Source organism: Nocardioides daedukensis (genome assembly GCF_013408415.1).
Lineage (GTDB): Bacteria > Actinomycetota > Actinomycetes > Propionibacteriales > Nocardioidaceae > Nocardioides > Nocardioides daedukensis.
This window is the reverse complement of record NZ_JACCAA010000001.1, coordinates 1,282,665-1,301,173: the sequence shown is the minus strand read 5'-3', so window position 1 is coordinate 1,301,173 and position 18,509 is coordinate 1,282,665. Positions and strand designations below refer to the sequence as shown.

21 protein-coding genes and 2 tRNA genes are annotated in these 18,509 nt (G+C 68.4%); 15 read left to right on the top strand and 8 right to left on the bottom strand.

All coding sequences use genetic code 11. The annotated features are described in order from the left end of the window. Positions 1 to 35 precede the first annotated feature (35 nt). Together murI and BJ980_RS06420 are read left to right on the top strand one after the other, a co-directional pair. Positions 36 to 950 carry a glutamate racemase gene (murI, locus tag BJ980_RS06425; protein WP_218855428.1) on the top strand — a complete coding sequence of 305 codons (915 nt, stop codon included), beginning with the start codon at positions 36 to 38 and terminating at the stop codon, positions 948 to 950. Next, positions 947 to 1,720 carry an MBL fold metallo-hydrolase gene (locus BJ980_RS06420; protein WP_179501524.1) on the top strand — a complete coding sequence of 258 codons (774 nt, stop codon included), beginning with the start codon at positions 947 to 949 and terminating at the stop codon, positions 1,718 to 1,720. Before murI ends, BJ980_RS06420 begins: the two co-directional genes overlap by 4 nt. Before the next feature lie 132 nt (positions 1,721 to 1,852). On the opposite strand, the gene BJ980_RS06415 is transcribed toward BJ980_RS06420, so the two are convergent. From BJ980_RS06415 to BJ980_RS06405, 3 genes are all read right to left on the bottom strand, one after another. Continuing rightward, positions 1,853 to 2,701, bottom strand: coding sequence for an ERCC4 domain-containing protein (locus BJ980_RS06415; protein WP_179501523.1), 849 nt, complete (start codon positions 2,699 to 2,701; stop codon positions 1,853 to 1,855). Between the two features lie 89 nt (positions 2,702 to 2,790). After that, positions 2,791 to 3,441: a response regulator gene (locus BJ980_RS06410; protein ID WP_343047716.1), complete on the bottom strand. Its 651-nt coding sequence runs from the start codon at positions 3,439 to 3,441 to the stop codon at positions 2,791 to 2,793. Continuing rightward, positions 3,438 to 4,598, bottom strand: a complete 1,161-nt coding sequence (locus BJ980_RS06405; RefSeq protein ID WP_179501521.1) for a histidine kinase — start codon at positions 4,596 to 4,598, stop codon at positions 3,438 to 3,440. The genes BJ980_RS06410 and BJ980_RS06405 overlap by 4 nt, the downstream gene beginning before the upstream one ends. A 131-nt stretch (positions 4,599 to 4,729) precedes the next feature. Here BJ980_RS06405 and BJ980_RS06400 point away from each other — a divergent pair, with 131 nt between their 5' ends. From BJ980_RS06400 to rdgB, 4 genes are all read left to right on the top strand, one after another. Next, positions 4,730 to 5,635 (top strand): ABC transporter ATP-binding protein, encoded by a 906-nt coding sequence (locus BJ980_RS06400; protein WP_179501520.1) that lies wholly within the window; start codon positions 4,730 to 4,732, stop codon positions 5,633 to 5,635. Further along, entirely contained in the window at positions 5,632 to 6,426 is a 795-nt protein-coding gene (locus BJ980_RS06395; protein WP_179501519.1) for an ABC transporter permease, read from the top strand. The genes BJ980_RS06400 and BJ980_RS06395 overlap by 4 nt, the downstream gene beginning before the upstream one ends. Positions 6,427 to 6,543: 117 nt before the next feature. Beyond that, complete coding sequence (gene rph / locus BJ980_RS06390) at positions 6,544 to 7,254, top strand: ribonuclease PH (protein ID WP_179501518.1); 711 nt, start codon at positions 6,544 to 6,546, stop codon at positions 7,252 to 7,254. Continuing rightward, positions 7,247 to 7,879 carry an RdgB/HAM1 family non-canonical purine NTP pyrophosphatase gene (rdgB, locus tag BJ980_RS06385; RefSeq protein WP_179501517.1) on the top strand — a complete coding sequence of 211 codons (633 nt, stop codon included), beginning with the start codon at positions 7,247 to 7,249 and terminating at the stop codon, positions 7,877 to 7,879. Before rph ends, rdgB begins: the two co-directional genes overlap by 8 nt. A gap of 5 nt (positions 7,880 to 7,884) precedes the next feature. Here the strand turns inward: rdgB and BJ980_RS06380 are convergent, their stop codons facing one another. From BJ980_RS06380 to bcp, 5 genes are all read right to left on the bottom strand, one after another. Then, positions 7,885 to 8,760: a bile acid:sodium symporter family protein gene (locus BJ980_RS06380; RefSeq protein WP_179501516.1), complete on the bottom strand. Its 876-nt coding sequence runs from the start codon at positions 8,758 to 8,760 to the stop codon at positions 7,885 to 7,887. A gap of 51 nt (positions 8,761 to 8,811) precedes the next feature. After that, positions 8,812 to 9,483 carry a hypothetical protein gene (locus BJ980_RS06375; RefSeq protein ID WP_179501515.1) on the bottom strand — a complete coding sequence of 224 codons (672 nt, stop codon included), beginning with the start codon at positions 9,481 to 9,483 and terminating at the stop codon, positions 8,812 to 8,814. A 287-nt stretch (positions 9,484 to 9,770) separates the two neighbouring features. Then, positions 9,771 to 10,454 (bottom strand): hypothetical protein, encoded by a 684-nt coding sequence (locus BJ980_RS06370; protein WP_179501514.1) that lies wholly within the window; start codon positions 10,452 to 10,454, stop codon positions 9,771 to 9,773. A gap of 21 nt (positions 10,455 to 10,475) precedes the next feature. Beyond that, positions 10,476 to 10,560 (bottom strand) — tRNA-Leu (locus tag BJ980_RS06365). Positions 10,561 to 10,648: 88 nt separating this feature from the next. Further along, entirely contained in the window at positions 10,649 to 11,119 is a 471-nt protein-coding gene (gene bcp, locus BJ980_RS06360) for a thioredoxin-dependent thiol peroxidase (RefSeq protein WP_179501513.1), read from the bottom strand. A 47-nt stretch (positions 11,120 to 11,166) separates the two neighbouring features. Between bcp and BJ980_RS06355 the strand changes: the two genes are divergently transcribed. The 9 genes from BJ980_RS06355 to BJ980_RS06315 all read left to right on the top strand — a co-directional run bounded on the left by BJ980_RS06355 (position 11,167) and on the right by BJ980_RS06315 (position 18,499). After that, positions 11,167 to 11,856, top strand: a complete 690-nt coding sequence (locus BJ980_RS06355) for an energy-coupling factor ABC transporter permease (protein ID WP_179501512.1) — start codon at positions 11,167 to 11,169, stop codon at positions 11,854 to 11,856. After that, entirely contained in the window at positions 11,853 to 12,218 is a 366-nt protein-coding gene (locus BJ980_RS06350) for a PDGLE domain-containing protein (protein ID WP_179501511.1), read from the top strand. Before BJ980_RS06355 ends, BJ980_RS06350 begins: the two co-directional genes overlap by 4 nt. Before the next feature lie 2 nt (positions 12,219 to 12,220). Then, on the top strand, positions 12,221 to 12,910 hold the full coding sequence (gene cbiQ / locus BJ980_RS06345; protein ID WP_179501510.1) for a cobalt ECF transporter T component CbiQ: 690 nt from the start codon (positions 12,221 to 12,223) through the stop codon (positions 12,908 to 12,910). Further along, complete coding sequence (locus BJ980_RS06340; protein WP_179501509.1) at positions 12,907 to 13,662, top strand: ATP-binding cassette domain-containing protein; 756 nt, start codon at positions 12,907 to 12,909, stop codon at positions 13,660 to 13,662. The genes cbiQ and BJ980_RS06340 overlap by 4 nt, the downstream gene beginning before the upstream one ends. A 28-nt stretch (positions 13,663 to 13,690) precedes the next feature. After that, the gene (locus tag BJ980_RS06335) at positions 13,691 to 13,939 is read left to right on the top strand and encodes a DUF3618 domain-containing protein (protein WP_343047715.1); all 249 of its coding nucleotides are present in this window, start codon (positions 13,691 to 13,693) and stop codon (positions 13,937 to 13,939) included. Positions 13,940 to 13,965: 26 nt separating this feature from the next. Further along, complete coding sequence (locus BJ980_RS06330) at positions 13,966 to 14,265, top strand: GroES family chaperonin (protein ID WP_179503785.1); 300 nt, start codon at positions 13,966 to 13,968, stop codon at positions 14,263 to 14,265. A gap of 39 nt (positions 14,266 to 14,304) precedes the next feature. Beyond that, the gene (locus BJ980_RS06325; RefSeq protein ID WP_179501507.1) at positions 14,305 to 16,743 is read left to right on the top strand and encodes a penicillin acylase family protein; all 2,439 of its coding nucleotides are present in this window, start codon (positions 14,305 to 14,307) and stop codon (positions 16,741 to 16,743) included. A gap of 63 nt (positions 16,744 to 16,806) precedes the next feature. Further along, positions 16,807 to 16,879: transfer RNA gene (locus tag BJ980_RS06320), tRNA-Lys, on the top strand. 126 nt (positions 16,880 to 17,005) lie between these two features. Then, on the top strand, positions 17,006 to 18,499 hold the full coding sequence (locus BJ980_RS06315; protein ID WP_179501506.1) for a SulP family inorganic anion transporter: 1,494 nt from the start codon (positions 17,006 to 17,008) through the stop codon (positions 18,497 to 18,499). Positions 18,500 to 18,509 lie beyond the last annotated feature (10 nt).

The window sequence follows — 18,509 nt, the reverse complement described above, 5'->3', positions numbered from 1 at the left end:
GCCTGAAGCGGCACTCCACAGTGACATGGATCGCCATGTGCGGCGTCCGTTGGGGTGAGCGTCTAGATTGGTCGACTGTGGCTGACCGACCCATTGGCATCTTCGACTCCGGCTTCGGTGGACTGACCGTCGCCCGGTCAGTCATCGACCAGCTTCCGCACGAGTCGATCCTCTATCTCGGCGACACTGCGCGGGCGCCCTATGGCTCGAAGCGGATCGGCGAGGTGCGTGAATATGCGCTCGAATGCCTCGACCACCTCGTCGACCAGGGCGTCAAGGCACTGGTGATCGCCTGCAACAGTGCCAGCGCGGCGATGCTCCGTGACGCCCGGGAACGCTATGACGTGCCCGTGGTCGAGGTGATCCTGCCGGCCACCCGTCGCGCCGTCGCGGCCAGCCGCACCGGTCGGATCGGCGTCATCTGTACCACTGCGACCGCCGAGTCGATGGCCTATGAGGACGCGTTCGCGGCGGCTCCGCACGTCGAGCTGCTCACCCGGGCATGCCCGCTGTTCGTCGACTTCGTCGAGCGCGGGGTCACTGGCGGGCCCGAGCTGATCGAGGCCGCGCACGACTATCTCGACCCGCTGATCTCCGACGGCGTCGACACGCTGATCCTGGGGTGCACCCATTATCCGCTGCTGACTGGTGTCATCTCCTATGTGATGGGTGACCAGGTGACGTTGGTGAGTAGTGCCGAGGAGTGCGCGAAGGACGTCTACAAGCTTCTGGTGCGCAACGATCTCGCCGCGGCCTCGGGCGAGCCCAGCCACCAGTTCCTGACCACGGGCCGGCCCGATGAGTTCGAGAGCATCGGGCGGAGGTTCCTCGGTCCGGAGCTGCACTCTGCCGGCCAGTTCGCCGGGGCAGGACCGTTCGCCGGGCCGAGGCAGGTCGCCGGGGCTGGCCAGATCGCCGGGACCGCCCCTTTCGCAGGAGTGCGCCCATGAGGCTGACGGTCATCGGTTGCTCCGGTTCCTATCCCGGGCCGGACTCTCCTGCCAGCTGCTATCTCGTCGAGCAGGACTGGACCGACGAGCACGGGGAGACGCGCACCTGGCGGATCCTGCTCGACCTGGGCAACGGCGCACTCGGCGAGCTGCACAACCACGTCGATCCGCTGAGCATCGACGCGGTCTTCCTCAGCCACCTGCACGCGGATCACTTCATGGACCTCTGCGGCTACTACGTGATGCGGAAATATCACCCGACCGGCGCCCAGCCGCAGATCCCGGTCTGGGGCCCACCCGGCACCGCCGACCGGCTGGCGGTCTCCTACGACCTGCCGCTGGGCCCGGGGATGCACGAGGAGTTCGACTTCCGCACCTATCCGCTCGGGACCTTCGAGTTCGGACCGTTCACCGTCGAGGCGGTCGAGGTCGTGCACCCCGTGCCTGCCTATTCGCTGCGCGTGACCGCGCAGGAGAAGCTGCTCGTCTACACCGGCGACTGCGGACCGTGCGAGGGACTGGACCGGGCCGCCGACGGGGCAGACCTCCTGCTCGCCGAAGCCGCGTTCTGCGACGGCGACGAGAACCCCGAGGACCTGCACCTGACCGGGGTCGAGGTCGCCGAGCTCGCCCAGCGTGCCGGCGCCGGTCATCTCGTGCTCACCCACATTCCGCCGTGGCACGACCGGCAGATCGCGCTGGACGAGGCGAAGAGCATCTGGGACGGTCCGCTCGACATGGCCCGCACGGGTGCGACGTACGACCTCTGACCCGACCCGTCGACCCGGCAGTTGTTGACACCCCGACCCGTCGACCCGGCAGTTGTTGACCACCGTGGGCGTCAACAACTGCCGACTCGACGGGGGGAGAGTGTGCGCCAACCGCGCTCGGCCGAGCTGTGACTAGCCTGCCGCCTCGCCGGCGGTGGCGACCACCTCGCCGGTGAGTCCGTCGATCAGCTGGGTGCCATCGACGCTGGAGCCCAGTGCGCGCAGGGCGATCGCGCGACGGTCGAACGACTGCACCTCCGCCTCGGGAATCGGGCCGGTGAGGATCCAGCGACGTGGCGCGCGCTCCGTGCGCGAAGGCCGGGCGGGCTCCGGGTCGCGATCAACGGGCGCCACGAACTCACCGTGCAGGGCCTCGGCAAGGCGAGTCGCACGCACCCGACCGATGCCGGGATGATGCCGCAGGCCCTCGGGCGCGGCTGCAGCGACCGAGGCAAGGCTGCCATGGGCGGCGAGCAGGCTGCGGGCCATGGCGGCGCTGATCCCGGGAACCACCGAGAGCATCGCCTCGGCCTGGGCCGAGGGGTGTCGAGGTGCGCGGCGCGGGCCCACGGTGTGGATGGTCGGTCCGGCGCGGCGGGCACGCTTCGCGAGGCGGACGAGCCATGCCGCGCTGTCCTCGGCGTCCAGGCTGTGCAGGACGGTGAACCCGTCCTCGATCAGTCGACACACGGCACCGCGCCAGGCGTCCTCGGCGATGCCGCGCGGCTCACCCTCCAGCAACAGCACGGCTTGGGAGAAGGCGGACTGCAACCGCACTGCCTGATCGAAGATCCGCCCATCGCGGATCGATGCCCCCAAGTCATGGGGACCCTTGCGCTCAATGGCCAGTCCGGGCCCGAACACATAGTCGCCCACCGGAAGATCGGTCAGCCGGACGTCCAGTCCCGCGGCGCTCAGGGCCTCTGGAATCGGGCTGTTCCGCTCGCGGTGGTCCACCAGCACGGGTCCTGGATCGATCACACCGAAACGCTATCAACTCGCCGGTCGCGGACTCGGGACAGGAAGTACGGCGAACTCGGGCCGCATCGGGACCCAGTCGGCCCGCGTCCTCAACCCAGGCCGGCGTCATGGACACAGATCGCGATCTGCACCCGGTTGCTGACCTCCAGCTTGTCGAAGAGCCGCGAGACGTGCGCCTTGACCGTAGGGACGGACAGATAGAGCTCACGAGCGATGTCGGCGTTGCTCAATCCACGCCCGACGGCCACGGCGACCTCGCGCTCGCGCTCGGTGAGCTTGTCGAGACGCACCTGGGCGTGGGTGGACCGGCGGTCGGGGGACTCGCTGCGGACCTGTCGGATCAGGGTCGCCGTCACCGACGGTGAGAGCATCGGCTCCCCGGCAGCGACCTTGCGGATCGCTGCGACGATCTCCGCCGGGGGAGTGTCCTTGAGGATGAACCCGTCCGCACCAGCGGCGATGGCCTCGAGGACGTAGTCGTCGGCGTCGAACGTGGTCAGCACGATCACGTGGGGTGGGTCGTTCTCGTCACGCAGCTGGCGGGTCGCCTCGAGCCCGTTGAGGGTCGGCATCCGGATGTCCATCAGCACCACGTCAGGTCGCTGCCTGCGCGCGGAGCGGACTCCCGCGGCACCGTCGGCCGCCTCGCCGATGATCTCGATGTCGCCCTGCCCTCCGATCATCAGCCCCAGCGCGGAGCGGACCAGCGGGTCGTCGTCGACGATCAGGACTCGAATCACGTGGACCACGGTATCCATCCGTGCAGTACGAACATGGAACCGTCCTTGCGGTGCTCGAGCTCGCCGCCGATCAACTCGGTGCGTTCGGTCAGCCCGATCAGGCCCAGCCGCGAGCCCGGCGCGGGGGAGGTCCCGAAACCGAGTGGGTTGCGCATCACGAAGTCGATGCCCTGCTCCGGGTCGGCACTGATCTGCACGAACACCGTGGTGCCCGCAGCGTGCTTGCGGGCATTGGTCAGGCCCTCCTGGACGATCCGATAGAGCGTGCGTCCCACCCGTTCGGGCAGTTGCGCCTCGGCGGGCAACGAGACGGCGTACTCCACGCTCATCCCGGCAAGACGCGCCTCGTCGATCAGCTCCTCGATGTCGCCGAAGCCGGGCTGCGGCTTGCTGAGCAGCTCGCCGGTGCCGGGATCGCGCAGTACGCCGAGCACCGCGCGCAGGTCGGTCAGTGCGAGGTTGGCCTGCTCCTGGATCACCCCTGCACTGGAGCGCATCTGCGCGGCCGAGAGATCCTCGCGGAAGGCGAGCGCACCTGCATGCATGGAGACCTGCGAGATCCGGTGGGCCAGGACGTCGTGCATCTCCCGGGCGATCCGGGCCCGCTCGTCCCCGCGGGCCTTGTCTGAGCGCAGGTCGCGCTCGGCCTCGGCACGCTCGGCCCTGTCCCTCAGCGTCCAGAGCAGCTCGCGGCGGGAGCCGATGAACATGCCCCAACCCATGATCGCGGAGATGGCGACGACGTTGATGACGCCGTTGATCCAGAGCGGGATCTCATCCGGCACGGAGAGGTACCACAAGAAGACGTGTGCCCCGACCAGGTTCGCCATGCCGACCGCGACTATCGGCGTCCACCGGCGCGAGGTGGCCACCGAGACCGCCGCCAGGGTGGCCGGTCCCGCGGCCGACGCCGAGAACGAGGCAAGAAGGCCGGTGACGACCCCGACGAACAGTGGATTCTTCCGACGCCGGTGGACCAGCAGCAGGCTGACCAGGCCCAGGGACGCATCGACCCACAGCCGCCACTTGAGGGTGTCGCCGAGGTCGACCTCGACGTAGGTGGCCGTCGCCACCGCGGAGATCGCGAGCGCGCCCAGGTAGCGCCAGAAGCTGGACCATCGGGTCAACGCCGGCTGGTAGGAGGACGGGGTGGGCACCCGGCAAGACTAGGGTGCGGCGGTGTGGCGACGCCCGCTCCTGCAGTCGCGCAACGCCCCCTACTTTGGTCGAACAGAGTGCATCCCGGCGGCTGATGCCCTTGGCATCGATCTGCGACAGGCTGGGTGCCATGATCAAGGTCGAGAATCTCACCAAGAAGTACGGCGGCTTCACCGCCGTCGACGACATCAGCTTCGTGGCCCAACCCGGCCGCGTCACCGGCTTCCTCGGTCCCAACGGTGCCGGCAAGAGCACCAGCATGCGGATCATGGTGGGGCTCACCAAGGCGGACCGCGGCTCCGTGACCATTGGCGGCCACGACTACATGGACATCCCCAACCCCGCGCGACACGTGGGCGTCCTGCTGGACGCCTCGGCCCAGCACGCTGGCCGGACGGGTCGCGAGGTGCTCGCGTTGAGCGCCGCAACGATGGGCCTGCCGTCGACGCGAGTCGACGAGATGCTCTCCCTCGTGTCCCTGACCGAGGTCGAGTCAAAGCGTCGGGTCAAGAACTACAGCCTCGGCATGCGACAGCGACTCGGCATCGCCAACGCCCTGATGGGCGACCCGCAGGTGCTGATCCTGGACGAGCCCGCCAACGGGCTCGACCCGGCCGGGATCCGGTGGATGCGTGGCCTGCTCAAGGGGTACGCCGACCGCGGCGGCACCGTGCTGCTCTCCAGCCACCTGCTCCACGAGGTGCAGATGATCGCCGATGAGCTGGTGATGATCGGCCGCGGCCGGATCGTCGCACAGGGCACGCCCCAGGAGCTGCTGCAGGACAGCGGCACCTTCGTCCGGGCCCTCGAGGCCGATCGGCTGGTGGAGGCCTTGCAGGCCGCGGGCTTCGACCCGACCCCGGTCGCCGACGGATTCCGCGTCGAGGCGGAGAGCGTCCAGGTCGGCAAGATCGCCGCCGAGCACCAGATCACCCTTGTCGAGCTGAAGCTGGCCGACGGTGGCCTCGAGGATCTGTTCCTCGAGCTGACCGCGGACACCCAGCGTGAGACCTACCCCGAAGGAGCCCAGGCATGAGCACGGCGACGACTGCCACACCAGAGCTGGAGCCCGGCCACATCGACATCTCGCAGAGCCGACGCCCGTCGATGATGACGCTGATCGGCGTCGAGATCCGCAAGATGACCGACACCCGAGCCGGGCTGTGGCTGCTGATCGCCATCGGCGTGATCACCGTCCTGATCAACACGCTGTTCCTGATCTTCGGGGACCGCGATGACCTGCCGTTCCTGGCGTTCCTGCAGTTCTCCGCGATGCCGCAGGGGATCCTGCTGCCGGTGCTGGCCGTCCTCCTGGTCACCCAGGAATGGGGACAGCGCACCGGCCTGGTCACCTTCGCCCAGGTCCCGCACCGGAGCAAGGTGCTGGGCGCCAAGCTGCTCGCCGCGGTCCTGTTCGTGCTGGCCGCCTTCGCGATCGCAGTGGCCGTGGCAGCGGTGCTGACCCCGATCGCCGGCGCCGACGACCCGTGGCAGGACGTCACGCTTCCCTACATGGCTCGCGTCATCCTGGCCCTGGTCATCGGTGGGCTGTGGGGCTATGCCTTCGGTGTGGCGCTGCTGAACAGTGCCTTCGCGATCGTTGCCTACTTCGCCGTGCCGACCGTCGTGAGCATCGTGACGGCGATCTGGACCTCCGCCAGGGACGCGCTCCTGTGGTTCGATCTCAGCACCTCATCCAGCATGCTCTTCGATCCCAACGGCGTCAGCGGCAAGGACTGGGCCCAGATCGGTGTCGGGGCCCTGCTCTGGATCGCACTTCCGATGGCTCTCGGCTGGTTCCGGGTGACCCGTATGGAGATCAAGTGACCTGAGGGTCACAGCGACGAGGCGATGGCCGGTCCGCCACCAGAGGGGACCGGCCGTCGCGCGTCCGCAGCCACGCCCGGTGGTTGCGACCTCAACGCGGTCGGTAGTGTCCGCGGCATGACTACACGTGCCGACGGCCGCGCCGACGACGAGCTCCGCCCGATCAAGATCACCCGGAAATGGCTGGACCACCCCGCCGGGTCGGTGCTGGTCGAGTTCGGTCGCACCCGTGTGCTCTGTGCCGCCTCGGCCTCCACCGGGGTGCCGCGCTGGCGCAAGGGTTCCGGCCTCGGTTGGGTGACCGCGGAATATGCCATGCTCCCGGCCTCGACGAACACCCGCTCCGACCGCGAGTCCGTCAAGGGACGGATCGGTGGACGCACCCACGAGATCTCCCGGTTGATCGGCCGCTCACTGCGCGCGGTCATCGATTATGAGGCCCTCGGCGAGAACACCATCCAGCTGGACTGCGACGTGCTCCAGGCAGACGGCGGCACCCGCACGGCCGCGATCACCGGCGCCTATGTGGCACTGGCTGACGCCTGCGCCCACCTCGGTGTCCAGGCCGCCCTGACCGGTTCGGTCGCGGCGGTCAGCGTCGGCATCATCGACGGCGTCCCACGTCTCGACCTGCCCTATGAGGAGGACGTGCGCGCCGAGACCGACATGAACATCGTGATGACCGGCACCGGCTCGTTCATCGAGGTCCAGGGCACCGCCGAGGGGGCGCCGTTCGATCGCGCCGAGCTCGACGCACTCCTCGGCCTCGGCGAGAAGGGATGCGCGGACCTGACCCGGTTGCAGGCCGAGGCCCTTGCGAATGGCTGAGGCCAGTCAGCGGCAGGTCTTCCTCGCCTCGCGCAACGCCAAGAAGCTCGCCGAGATGGAGCGCATCCTGTCCCCGCTCGTTGCGGGGATCAGAGTGCTCGGCCTCGACGACGTCGACACCTATGACGAGCCGGTGGAGGACCAGCCCGACTTCGCCGGGAACGCCCTGCTGAAGGCTCGCGCGGCAGTGGCTGCCACCGGCCTGCCTGCGGTCGCGGATGACTCCGGGCTCTGCGTGGATGCCCTCAACGGCATGCCGGGTGTGCTCTCGGCGCGTTGGTCGGGTCCCCCGAAGAGCGATCAGCGCAACAACGAGCTCCTGCTGGCGCAGCTGTACGACGTACCCGACGAGCGTCGCGGAGCGCACTTCACCTGTGCGGTGGCGTTCTGCGTCCCGGGCGCCGACGGGGCACTGAGCGAGCACGTGGTCGAGGGCCGGATGGACGGCCGAATCATCCGCGAGGTGCGCGGCGAGGGTGGCTTCGGCTATGACGTGCTCTTCGTCGCCGAGGGGTACGACGTCACCACGGCAGAGCTGTCGCGCGAGGAGAAGGACGCCATCTCGCACCGGGGCAGGGCCATGCGCGAGCTCGCGCCGGTGATGGCACGGGTGCTCCAGGCCTGATCGGCTCAGGCCCTGACCGGGTCCTTGCGGGTGCCCACGCGGCGGCTGATGAACATCCCCCACAGGGTGGCGAAAGCGAACATGAACAGGCTGTAGACCGCCGCAGGGATCGAGATCTCGACCTCGTCGAGCACCTCGACGGCAACGAAGATGGCGAGGGTGGCGTTGTGCACGCCGATCTCCATCGACGAGGCGATCGCCTGACCTTCGACGATCCCGAACGCGCGAGGTACGGCGTACCCGATCAGCAGGCTCAGGGCACAGAAGAGGCCGGCGGCCAGCCCGACCTTGGCCAGGTAGTCACCGACGTTCTCGGCCTGGTCGGCCAGGATGCCGACGATCAGGATTGCGAGGATCACGGCCGAGCCGATCCGCACAGGCCTGTCCATGGACGCTGCGAACTCCGGGAGCCGGGCCTTGATCAGCATCCCGATCCCGACCGGGACGAGGATCAGGGCGAAGACCTTCACCACCTCGATCAGCGGCATCGAGACCGAGTCACCGCGGTCGTAGTAGTTGATCGCCAGGCCGGTGATCACCGGAAGGGTGATCACTGCGATCACGGAGTTGAGCGCGGTCAGGGTGATGTTGAGCGCGACGTCGCCCTTGAAGAGATGGCTGAACAGGTTCGCCGTGGTGCCGCCGGGGGAGGCCGCGAGCAGCAGCATGCCGATGCCGAGCAGGGCCGGCAGGTCGAGCAGCACGACCAGGCCGAAGCAGAGCGCGGGCAGGAGCAGGATCTGGCAGCCCAGCGCCACCGCGACGGCCCGCGGGTGACGGGCGACCCGTCGGAAGTCGGCCAGGGTGAGGTCCAGTCCCAGCCCGAGCATGATGATGCCGAGGGCGATGGGCAGGCCGATCGTGGTCAGCGCGGAGTCCATTGCCAGACACTAGGGCAATCCGGACGCTGCCGGGCGAACTTCGCAGATCTGTCAGTTCCACGTCCAGGACTTCAGGATGTCCTGGCCGGTCTGCATCGATTGGGACTTGTCCGGATCGGTGGTGGTCAGCACGATGCTGACCGCCTTCCCGTCCACGATCAGCAGCCAGCCGTACTGGACCGTCTGCATGTCACCGACCTTCTCGTGCTCGAGTCGGACGGTGACCGCGGGCTTGCCGTCGATGGTCGCGTCCTTGGTGTCCACGACCTTGACCGTGGAGTTGCCGCCGGTAAGCGTCTTCTTCCAGGTGTCCTTCAGCGCTTGGGCATTGGGCTTGCCGAAGGTCGAGCCCAGCTCGACGATCAGGCTCTCCTGGGACGAGTAGAGGCCCTCACCATCGCCGGAGACGGTGTCGACCGTGGGCTGGTCGGCCATGTCCTTGGTGATGTCGTTCCAACCCGACGGGATCTGATAGCTGTAGAGGGTGCCGGTCATTCGGCCGTCTGCGCTGGTCGAGGTCGGCCCGTCCGAGGGTGCAGACGACTCCGGCGCGGGCGACGGGCTCGCGCCGTCGGAGGCGTTGTCTGACGCACCGTCCGGCGCACTGTCTGGGTCGGTCGGCGTCTGGCTGGAGTCCTGCCCGGGGTCGCGGGCGGAGTCGTCGCTGTCGTCGCCGGTCAGGGTCACCACCAGGGCGACCATCACCGCGACGACGACGAGCACGAGGGCCACGATGGCGACGACCAGGCCGACCTTCGAGGTCCCGCGCGGGGCGGGACCACCGGGGCCACCGGGACCAGAGGGACCGGGGTACGGCGGCTGCTGTCCGGGTTGGCCCCAAGCTGGCTGACCCCACGATGACTGTCCAGGAGTTGGCTGTCCCCACGCGGGCTGGCCCGGGCCGGGTTGACCCTGGCCCGGCTGGCTCGAGGAGCCCCACGCCGGCTGACCCGGCTGACCGCCTTGGGGAGGATGTCCCCATCCGCCACCGGGAGGGGGCTGGTTCGAGCTCACTGGGTCCAGGTCCAGGAGGCGAGCATCTTGTCGAAGGCTGAGCGCGCCGCGTCGGCGTCGTTCTCAGGCGCCGAGAGGGCGATGCTGTGGGCGATCGAACCGTTGATCGCGTAGTAGGCGTATTGCACGATCTCCACTCCGCCGGCGTTCGTGGTCTCGAACTTATAGCCGATCGCCTTCTTCCCGGCGATCGTGATGTCGGGGATCTCGACGCCCTTGGAGCTGACCGCTGCCTCCATGGTCGCCTTCCACTTCTCGCGAGCCTGCTCGGGATCGGTGGCCCCCATCGCCGACCCGGCCTCCACGATCACGTTGGCGCGGGAGCCGGTGAGGGACTCACCCCATGCCGAGACGGTGTCGATGGTGGGCGCGGCGGCGGCCTTCGGGTCGTCGGAGACGTCGGACCAGCCGTCGGGAAGTGCATAGGAATAGTCCTGCCCGGTCACGGCCGGACCGTCCGGGGTGGGACTCGGGGTCGAGGGGGACTCGCTGGGCGAGGGCGTCGAGTCGCTCGACGGTTCACTGCTCGTGTTGTCGTCAGAGCCCTTGTCGTCGTTGTCGTTGCCCGACAAGGTGACCACCAGGGCGATGCCCACCCCGGCGATGACGAGGACCAGGGCGACGAGAGCGGCAATCAGGCCGGTGTTCGTCTTGCTGGGCTGGGGCTGCTGATAACTCACGATTCACTCCTGTTTTGGTTCTGGTGCCGGAGGGGGGACTTGAACCCCCACGCCCTAGAGCACAGGTACCTAAAACCTGCGTGTCTGCCAATTCCACCACTCCGGCGCACTGCGACATCCTAGTTGGCGCGCAGGCAGGCGCTGACAGGCATCTGCCCGTCCCGGCGCCCAGTGAAACCCTCTCCCGGTGAACCTCAGGCCAGGTGCAGGTCCTTGTGCAGCTTGGCGACGTGGCCGGTGGCACGCACGTTGTAGAGGGCGAGGGTGATCACGCCCTCCTCGTCGATCGCGAAGGTGCTACGGATGACTCCCTCGACGACCTTGCCGTAGAGCTTCTTCTCGCCGAATGCGGCGTACGACGTGAGCACGGACTTCTCGGGGTCCGAGAGGAGCGTGATGGTCAGCGAGTCGCGCTGGCGGAACTTGGCGAGCTTCTCGGGCTTGTCCGGCGAGATGCCGATGACGTCATAGCCGGCCACCTTCAGCGAGTCGAGGGACTCGGTGAAGTCGCAGGCCTGCTTGGTGCAGCCAGGGGTCATCGCCGACGGGTAGAAGTAGACGATGACCTTGCGACCGCGATAGTCGGCGAGGGACACCTGCTCGCCCGTGTCGGAGGTCAGGGTGAAGTCGGGGGCGGTGTCTCCGGGGGAGAGGCGCTCGGTCATGGGATCTCCTTGTTGCAAACGATTTGCAATGACGTAATGTGCTCAGCATGCACGTTCCAGATGGCTTCCTCGACGCACCCACCTCGGTGGCCACCGGAGTGATAGCCGTTGCCGGCGTCGCGGTGGCCCTGCGCGGTGCGCGTCGGGAACTCGATGACCGTACCGCCCCGCTGGCAGGACTCGTCGCCACCTTCGTCTTCGCTGGGCAGATGATCAACTTCCCGGTCGCCGGCGGCACCAGCGGCCACCTGCTCGGAGGCGTGCTCGCCGCGGTCCTGGCCGGGCCCTACACCGCTGTACTGTGCATCAGCGTCGTGCTGCTCGTGCAGGCCCTGTTGATGGCCGACGGTGGCATCACCGCGCTCGGCACCAACATCACGCTGATGGCGCTGGTCGGTGTCGTCGCCGGGTGGCTGGTCTTCGCCGGCGTCCGGGCAGTGCTGCCCAAGCGGGTCTCCAGCATCGCCCCGGCTGCCGCGATCGGCGCGCTGGTCAGCGTTCCGGCCGCAGCCCTCGCGTTCACCATCCTGTTCGCCATCGGTGGGACCGCCCCGGTGGAGACCGACAAGGTGCTCGGCGCGATGCTCGCCTGGCACCTGGTCATCGGCATCGGTGAGGCCGTGATCACCGGACTCGTGGTGGCTGCGGTTGCCGCGGCCCGACCGGACCTGGTCCACGGTGCCAAACGAGTCACGGCCGAGCGCAGCCTCGAGATCCGGAAGGCGAGCACCGCATGAAGTCCCGCTCCGTCCTAGTCACCCTCCTCGTGGTGTCCCTGCTGCTGGCCGGCGTCGCCAGCTTCTATGCCAGCTCCCACCCCGACGGCCTCGAACACGTCGCCGAGAAGACCGGCTTCCTCGACTCCGGCGAGGACTCCGCGACCGCGGACAGCCCGCTCGCCGACTACGGCGTCGAGGGAGTCGACAACGAACGGCTCAGCGGCGGGCTGGCCGGAGTGATCGGGTGCCTGGTCGTCCTCGCCCTGGCCGGTGGCCTCTTCTTGGTGCTGCGCCGCAGAGGCAACGATGAGGACGCTGACGCCGAGGCCGACGCAGACGCCCCGGGCGACGACGTACGCTCCGCCGACAGCAGGGCCTGAGCATGGCGGCCGGACACGACGGCCGGCTGCTGGGCAACGGGCCTGACGCACACCACCACTCGACGCCGGTGCACCGCGTCCCCGCGCACCTGAAGGTGCTGGTGCTGGTCGGGTTCATGCTCGTCGTCGTGGCGACGCCACACCAGTGGTGGCCGCTGTACGTCGTGTGGCTCGCCGTGGTCCTGGGCGTGATCGCCACCGCCCGGATCCGTCCGCTGTGGATGCTGAGCCGGATGCTGATCGAAGTGCCGTTCGTCCTCTTCGCCGTGCTGATGCCGTTCATCGCCACCGGTGAGCGCATCGACGTGCTGGGCGTCAGCGTCTCCCAGCCCGGCCTGGTCGCAGGCGCCACCTTCCTGGTCAAGGCCACCCTCGGCGTGATGGCCTCGCTCAGCCTGGCCGCCACCACGGACCCGGTCGACCTGCTGCGCGGTCTGCGACGACTGCACATGCCCGAGCAACTGGTCTCGATCATGGGTTTCATGATCCGCTACCTCGACGTCATCACCGGCGAGCTGAGCCGTATGGTCGTCGGCATGCGCTCACGAGGCTGCGACCCGAAGTCGCCGCGGCACTGGCCGACCCTGGCCCGCACCCTCGGCGCCTTGTTCATCCGGTCCTACGAGCGCGGCGAGCGGATGCACCTGGCGATGCTCTCGCGTGGCTACACCGGACGGATGCCGGAGCTGTGAGCACGCCTGTCCTCGACGTGCGTGGCCTGGCCCATGCCTATCCCGACGGCCACCAGGCCCTCTTCGGTGTCGACCTGCACGTGCATCGGGGTGAACGCGTTGCCCTGCTGGGACCGAACGGTGCGGGCAAGACCACCCTGGTCCTCCACCTCAACGGGATCCTCACGGCAGGCGCCGGTTCGGTGCAGGTCAGCGGAATGGCGGTCGAGAAGCGGAACCTGCAGGAGATCCGTCGCCGGGTCGGCATCGTCTTCCAGGATCCCGATGACCAGCTCTTCATGCCGACCGTCCGCCAGGACGTCGCCTTCGGTCCCTCGAACCTGGGGATCAAGGGCGCCGAGCTCGACCGCCGGGTGATGGAGGCCCTCGACCGGGTCGGCATGGCCGACTTCGTCGACCGGCCACCGCACCATCTGTCCTTCGGTCAGCGTCGCAGGGTCGCGGTGGCGACGGTCCTGGTGATGGAGCCGGAGATCCTCGTCCTCGACGAGCCGTCCTCCAACCTCGACCCCGCGTCGCGCCGCGAGCTCGCCGACATCCTGCGCTCGCTCGAGGTGACCTTGCTGATGGTCACCCACGACCTGCCCTATGCGCTGGAGCTGTGTTCGCGCAGTGTCATCCTGCACGGGGGAGTCGTGGTCGCCGACGGGGCGACGTACGACGTCCTGACCGACGACGCGCTGATGCGCGCCAACCGGCTGGAGCTGCCGTTCGGATTCGATCCCCGCACCATTGGTAACCTTCCGCAATGACCCACCCCGCCGAACCAGGAGTTTGACCGTGGCCAAGGAGATCAGTGCGATCGAGCTCGAGCTCGAGGAGACGCGCGAGCGCCTCGCTCAGACGATCGACCAGCTCGTCCACCGGGCGAGCCCCAAGACCATCGTCAGCCGTGAGGTCGCGTCGGTGAAGGCGCACTTCGTCGACCCGCAGACCGGTGCGCCGCGCACCGACAACATCCTGAAGGTCGTCGGCGGTGTGGTCGGTGTGGTCGCACTGTTCGTGGTCGTGCGCAAGGTCGCTCGCTGACGGTGAGTGACAAGACCCCCATCAAGATGCTTCACGACCGGATCCTGGTCGAGCTCGACCAGGAGTCCGGGGAACGCCGCTCGGCCGGCGGCATCGTCATCCCGGCAACGGCTGCCATGGGCGGCCGCAGGCTGGCCTGGTCGAGGGTCGTCGGTGTCGGACCGCACGCGCGTGCGGTCGAGAAGGGCGACCGGGTCCTGTTCGACCCGGACGAGAAGGCCGAGGTCGAGGTCAACGGCGAGGTCTATGTGGTGATGCGGGAGCGCGACGTCCACGCCGTCGCCGCGGACCGGCTCGCCGACGAGGGCGCCGGCCTCTATCTGTGACCTGCATAACGTCGGCCGCCAGGCCGTCGTTGTTGCAGCATGCAGATTCGTCGTTGGCAGGTTCGCCCGGGTTCGCGCAGGACCCTGTTCACGGGCGTGGCCATCGCCCTGGTCGTGCCCCTGCTGGGCACCCTCCCACCGTCGGGCGCCGAGGCCGCCGGTCCGGCGTACACCGCCACGATCACCACCACCGAGCACGGCATCCCGCACATCGTCGCCAAGGACTGGGGATCGCTGGGCTTCGGAAGCGGGTACGCCGCCGCCTCGGCGTCGATCTGCACGCTCGCCGACACCTTGGTCACCGGGCGCGGTGAGCGCTCGCTGTGGTTCGGCGCGGGCGACTACGACGACCAGGTCGCGATCTCGGCCAGCAACCTCGAGGTCGACACGCTGGTCGGCGACATGCGCAACCGCAAGGTCGTCGAGAAGCTCCTGACCGACCCGGTGCGCGGTCCCAGTGCCCGGATGAAGCGGATGGTCGAGGGCTACACCGCGGGCCTGAACACCTGGATCGCCGAGCGTGGCCGCAACGGGGTCACGGACCCGGAGTGCAGAGGCGCCCGGTACCTCGACATCAAGGCCTCGCCGGTCGACCTCTGGTACGGCCTCTACCTGGCCAACATCATGGCCTCCACCGGCCACTTCACCCACCAGATCGTCTCGGCCGCTCCGGCGTCGATCCTCGATCCCGGCCTGCCGGAGGTCCCGGGACTGCCCAAGCTGCCGACCCCGGCCGATCTCGCCGCGGCCGCCCGTGGGGTGGACCAGGACGCCGTGCTCGCGGCGCTGGGCAAGGATCCGGCCCACACCTTCGGCTCCAACGCCACGGCCGTCGGGGGCGACAAGTCCAGCACCGGGCGCGGCATGCTGCTGGGCAACCCGCACTTCCCGTGGCGTGGCCGCTTCCGGTTCACCCAGCAGCACCTGACCATCCCCGGCGAGTACGACGTCGCGGGTGCATCGCTGGTGGGATCGCCCGCGGTGAACATCGGCTTCAACAAGAACGTGGCATGGAGCCACACGGTCTCGACGGCCTACCGGTTCACGCCATACGAATATGTCACCATCCCGGGCACCCAGATGTATCTCGGCAGCAAGGGGCTCAAGCCGCTCGAGCGCCGGGTCGTGGACGTCAAGGTGCGAGCGCCGGACGGCTCGATCACGACGGTGCGCGAAGACCTCTTCCGCACCACGGAGGGCTATGTCATCGACGCCCCCGACATGTTGATGCCTTGGGGCGCGGCCACCCTGTGGGCGATCCGTGACGCCAACGCCGAACAGCTGCGGACCCTCGACACCTTCTTGGACATGGGCAGCGCCACGAGCGTGCGCGACCTGATCCGGCGCCAGGACAAGCAGGGCGGGATGCCGTGGGTGAACACGATCGCCGCCGACCGCAAGGGCGCGGTGGTCTATGCCGACCACTCGGTCGTCCCGAACGTGTCCAACGCGATGATCAACCGCTGCGTCACCCCGGTCGGCAGCCTGCTGCTCCTGGTGGCGGGCCTGCCGGGGTTGAACGGTGCCCTGGCCGGCAAGCAGTGCGCCTGGGCGAACACGCCGGGGGTCCGTCCCGGGGCGATGGGGCCCGAGAACCTCCCCGACGCCTATCGGCGGGACTGGGTGATCAACGCCAACGACTCCTACTGGCTGCCCAACCCCCAGCAGCGCCTCGAGGGGTTCTCCAAGATCATCGGCTGCGAGCGGTGCGTGCGCAGCTTCCGGACCCAGATGGTCAACGCCTATCCGCAGGAGGCTCTCGCCGGTGGCCGCAAGCTCTCGTTCACCAAGTTCGCGGCGTTCCAGTACGAGAACCGCGCCCGTACGGCCGAGGTGACGCGCGCCGATGGTGCCCTGGACGCCACCTGCCAGGCTGCCGGCGGGGGAGAGGCGTGCCGGGTCCTGAGGGCCTGGGACGGACGCAGCGACAAGGGCTCCGTGGGCACCCACATCTTCGAGGAGTTCGTCGAGCGGTTGCCCGCCACCGGGATCTGGAAGGTCCCCTTCTCCGCCGACGACGCGCTGAACACGCCGCGTGGGCTCGACCCGAAGAACGCCAAGGTCGTGCGAGCCATGACGCAGGCGATCGAGGCGCTGCAGAAGTCCGGCACGCCGATGGACGCGACCTGGGGCTCGCTCCAGGTCGCCGCCGACCGTGGTGCCTCACCGATCGGCATCGGTGGCGGGTCGCATGCGGCCGGCAACGCCAACGCGCTGAGCTCGGTGACGCCGGAGCAGAACAGCGACGCCTACCGGCCGGTGACCTATGGCTCTTCGCACATCCAGGCCGTCACGTTCACCGCGACCGGCGTGGACGCCAGGACGATCCTGACCTACTCGCAGTCGGAGAACCCGCGGTCGAAGTGGTCGCAGGACCAGACCCGGATGTTCGCCAATGAGCAGTGGGTCAGGTTCCCGTTCACGGCTCGAGAGATCGCTGCCCAGCAGGTGACGAAGCGGGTCGTGAAGGGCGGATGAACACCCGTGGTCGCCCCGATTTTTGCGTTCGGCCACTGACTGCTAATGTTGCTCTCGCTTCAAGCGGCATTAGCTCAATTGGCAGAGCAGCTGACTCTTAATCAGCGGGTTCGGGGTTCGAGTCCCTGATGCCGTACAGACCACCGGAGGTCGGTCCCGATCGGGGCCGGCCTCTGGTGCATTTCGGCCGTCGTCGAGTGTGCCGGCCCAGTCCGCGCGCCGGTGGCTGCCCGAGCGCCTGCCACGAACGGAGTCCGATCCCTTGAGCGCAACGTCGTCCCGCGAGTCGGAGCCCACGGTGCGCGCCGCCCTACGCTCTCCGAGGCTGCTGCGCATCGAGGTGCTCGGTGGCCTGGTCGTGGCGCTCGCGCTGATCCCCGAGGCGATCTCGTTCTCGATCATCGCCGGTGTCGATCCGCGCATCGGCCTGTTCGCCTCGTTCACGATGGCCGTGGCGATCTCGTTCCTCGGCGGGCGCCCGGCAATGATCTCGGCCGCCACCGGTGCCGTGGCGCTGGTGATCGCGCCGGTGATGCGCGAGCACGGCTATGACTACCTGATTGCCACTGTGCTCCTCGGTGGAGTGATCCAGGTCGTGCTGGCGTTGGCCGGCGTGGCCAAGCTGATGCGGTTCATCCCGCGCTCGGTCATGGTCGGCTTCGTCAACGCGTTGGCGATCCTCGTATTCGAGGCCCAGATCGACCACATGGTCGACGTACCGTGGGCCGTCTATCCGATGATCGCGGTCGGGCTCGCGCTCATCGTCGGGCTCCCGCGGGTCAGCAGGGTCGTCCCCGCCCCGCTGGTCGCGATCGTGGCACTCACCGCCTTCACGGTCCTGGCCGCACTCGACGTACCCGATGTCGGGGACGAGGGCGAGCTGCCCGACAGCCTTCCCACCTGGTTCTTCCCCGATGTGCCGTGGAACCTGGAGACGCTGCAGATCATTGCTCCCTTTGCCCTCGCGATGGCCCTGGTCGGCCTCCTGGAGTCGCTGCTGACGGCCAAGCTCGTCGACGACATCACCGACACGCACTCGGACAAGACCCGCGAGGCCTGGGGCCAGGGCGGCGCCAACCTGATCACCGGCTTCTTCGGCGGCATGGGCGGTTGCGCGATGATCGGCCAGACGATGATCAACGTGAAGGTCTCGGGTGCCCGCACCCGCCTGTCCACGTTCCTGGCCGGTGTCTTCCTGCTGATCCTGGTCGTCGGGTTCGGCGACGTCGTCGCGATCATCCCGATGGCAGCCCTGGTTGCGGTGATGATCATGGTCTCGGTCGGCACCTTCGACTGGCACTCGATCCGGTCGAGCACGCTGCGACGGATGCCCAGGTCGGAGACCCTCGTGATGCTCTCCACCGTCGTGGTGACCGTGACCACGCACAACCTCGCCATCGGCGTCGCTGTCGGGGTCCTGGTCGCGATGACCCTGTTCGCGCGGCGGGTGGCGCACCTGACCCAGACCCACCGCGAGATCGTCGAGGACGAGCACGGCGCCACTGCGGTCTATCGGGTCACCGGAGAGCTGTTCTTCGCCTCGAGCAACGACCTCTACACCCAGTTCGACTATGCCCACGACCCCGACCGGGTCGTCATCGACCTGCGTGGTTCCCACATCTGGGACGCGTCCACGGTCGCCTCGCTGGACGCCATCACCACGAAGTATGAACGCAAAGGCAAGACGGTGGAGATCACCGGGCTCAACGAGTCCAGTGCCGAGCGGCACCGCCGCCTCAGCGGCGAGCTGCCCTAGCCGTGATGTC

Bases quoted from the DNA above. Each gene is read 5' to 3' on its own strand.
- murI (WP_218855428.1), top strand. From the start codon at position 36: ATGTGCGGCGTCCGTTGGGGTGAGCGTCTAGATTGGTCGACTGTGGCT.
- BJ980_RS06420 (WP_179501524.1), top strand. From the start codon at position 947: ATGAGGCTGACGGTCATCGGTTGCTCCGGTTCCTATCCCGGGCCGGAC.
- BJ980_RS06400 (WP_179501520.1), top strand. From the start codon at position 4,730: ATGATCAAGGTCGAGAATCTCACCAAGAAGTACGGCGGCTTCACCGCC.
- BJ980_RS06395 (WP_179501519.1), top strand. From the start codon at position 5,632: ATGAGCACGGCGACGACTGCCACACCAGAGCTGGAGCCCGGCCACATC.
- rph (WP_179501518.1), top strand. From the start codon at position 6,544: ATGACTACACGTGCCGACGGCCGCGCCGACGACGAGCTCCGCCCGATC.
- rdgB (WP_179501517.1), top strand. From the start codon at position 7,247: ATGGCTGAGGCCAGTCAGCGGCAGGTCTTCCTCGCCTCGCGCAACGCC.
- BJ980_RS06380 (WP_179501516.1), bottom strand. From the start codon at position 8,760: ATGGACTCCGCGCTGACCACGATCGGCCTGCCCATCGCCCTCGGCATC.
- bcp (WP_179501513.1), bottom strand. From the start codon at position 11,119: ATGACCGAGCGCCTCTCCCCCGGAGACACCGCCCCCGACTTCACCCTG.
- BJ980_RS06355 (WP_179501512.1), top strand. From the start codon at position 11,167: ATGCACGTTCCAGATGGCTTCCTCGACGCACCCACCTCGGTGGCCACC.
- BJ980_RS06350 (WP_179501511.1), top strand. From the start codon at position 11,853: ATGAAGTCCCGCTCCGTCCTAGTCACCCTCCTCGTGGTGTCCCTGCTG.
- cbiQ (WP_179501510.1), top strand. From the start codon at position 12,221: ATGGCGGCCGGACACGACGGCCGGCTGCTGGGCAACGGGCCTGACGCA.
- BJ980_RS06330 (WP_179503785.1), top strand. From the start codon at position 13,966: ATGCTTCACGACCGGATCCTGGTCGAGCTCGACCAGGAGTCCGGGGAA.
- BJ980_RS06325 (WP_179501507.1), top strand. From the start codon at position 14,305: ATGCAGATTCGTCGTTGGCAGGTTCGCCCGGGTTCGCGCAGGACCCTG.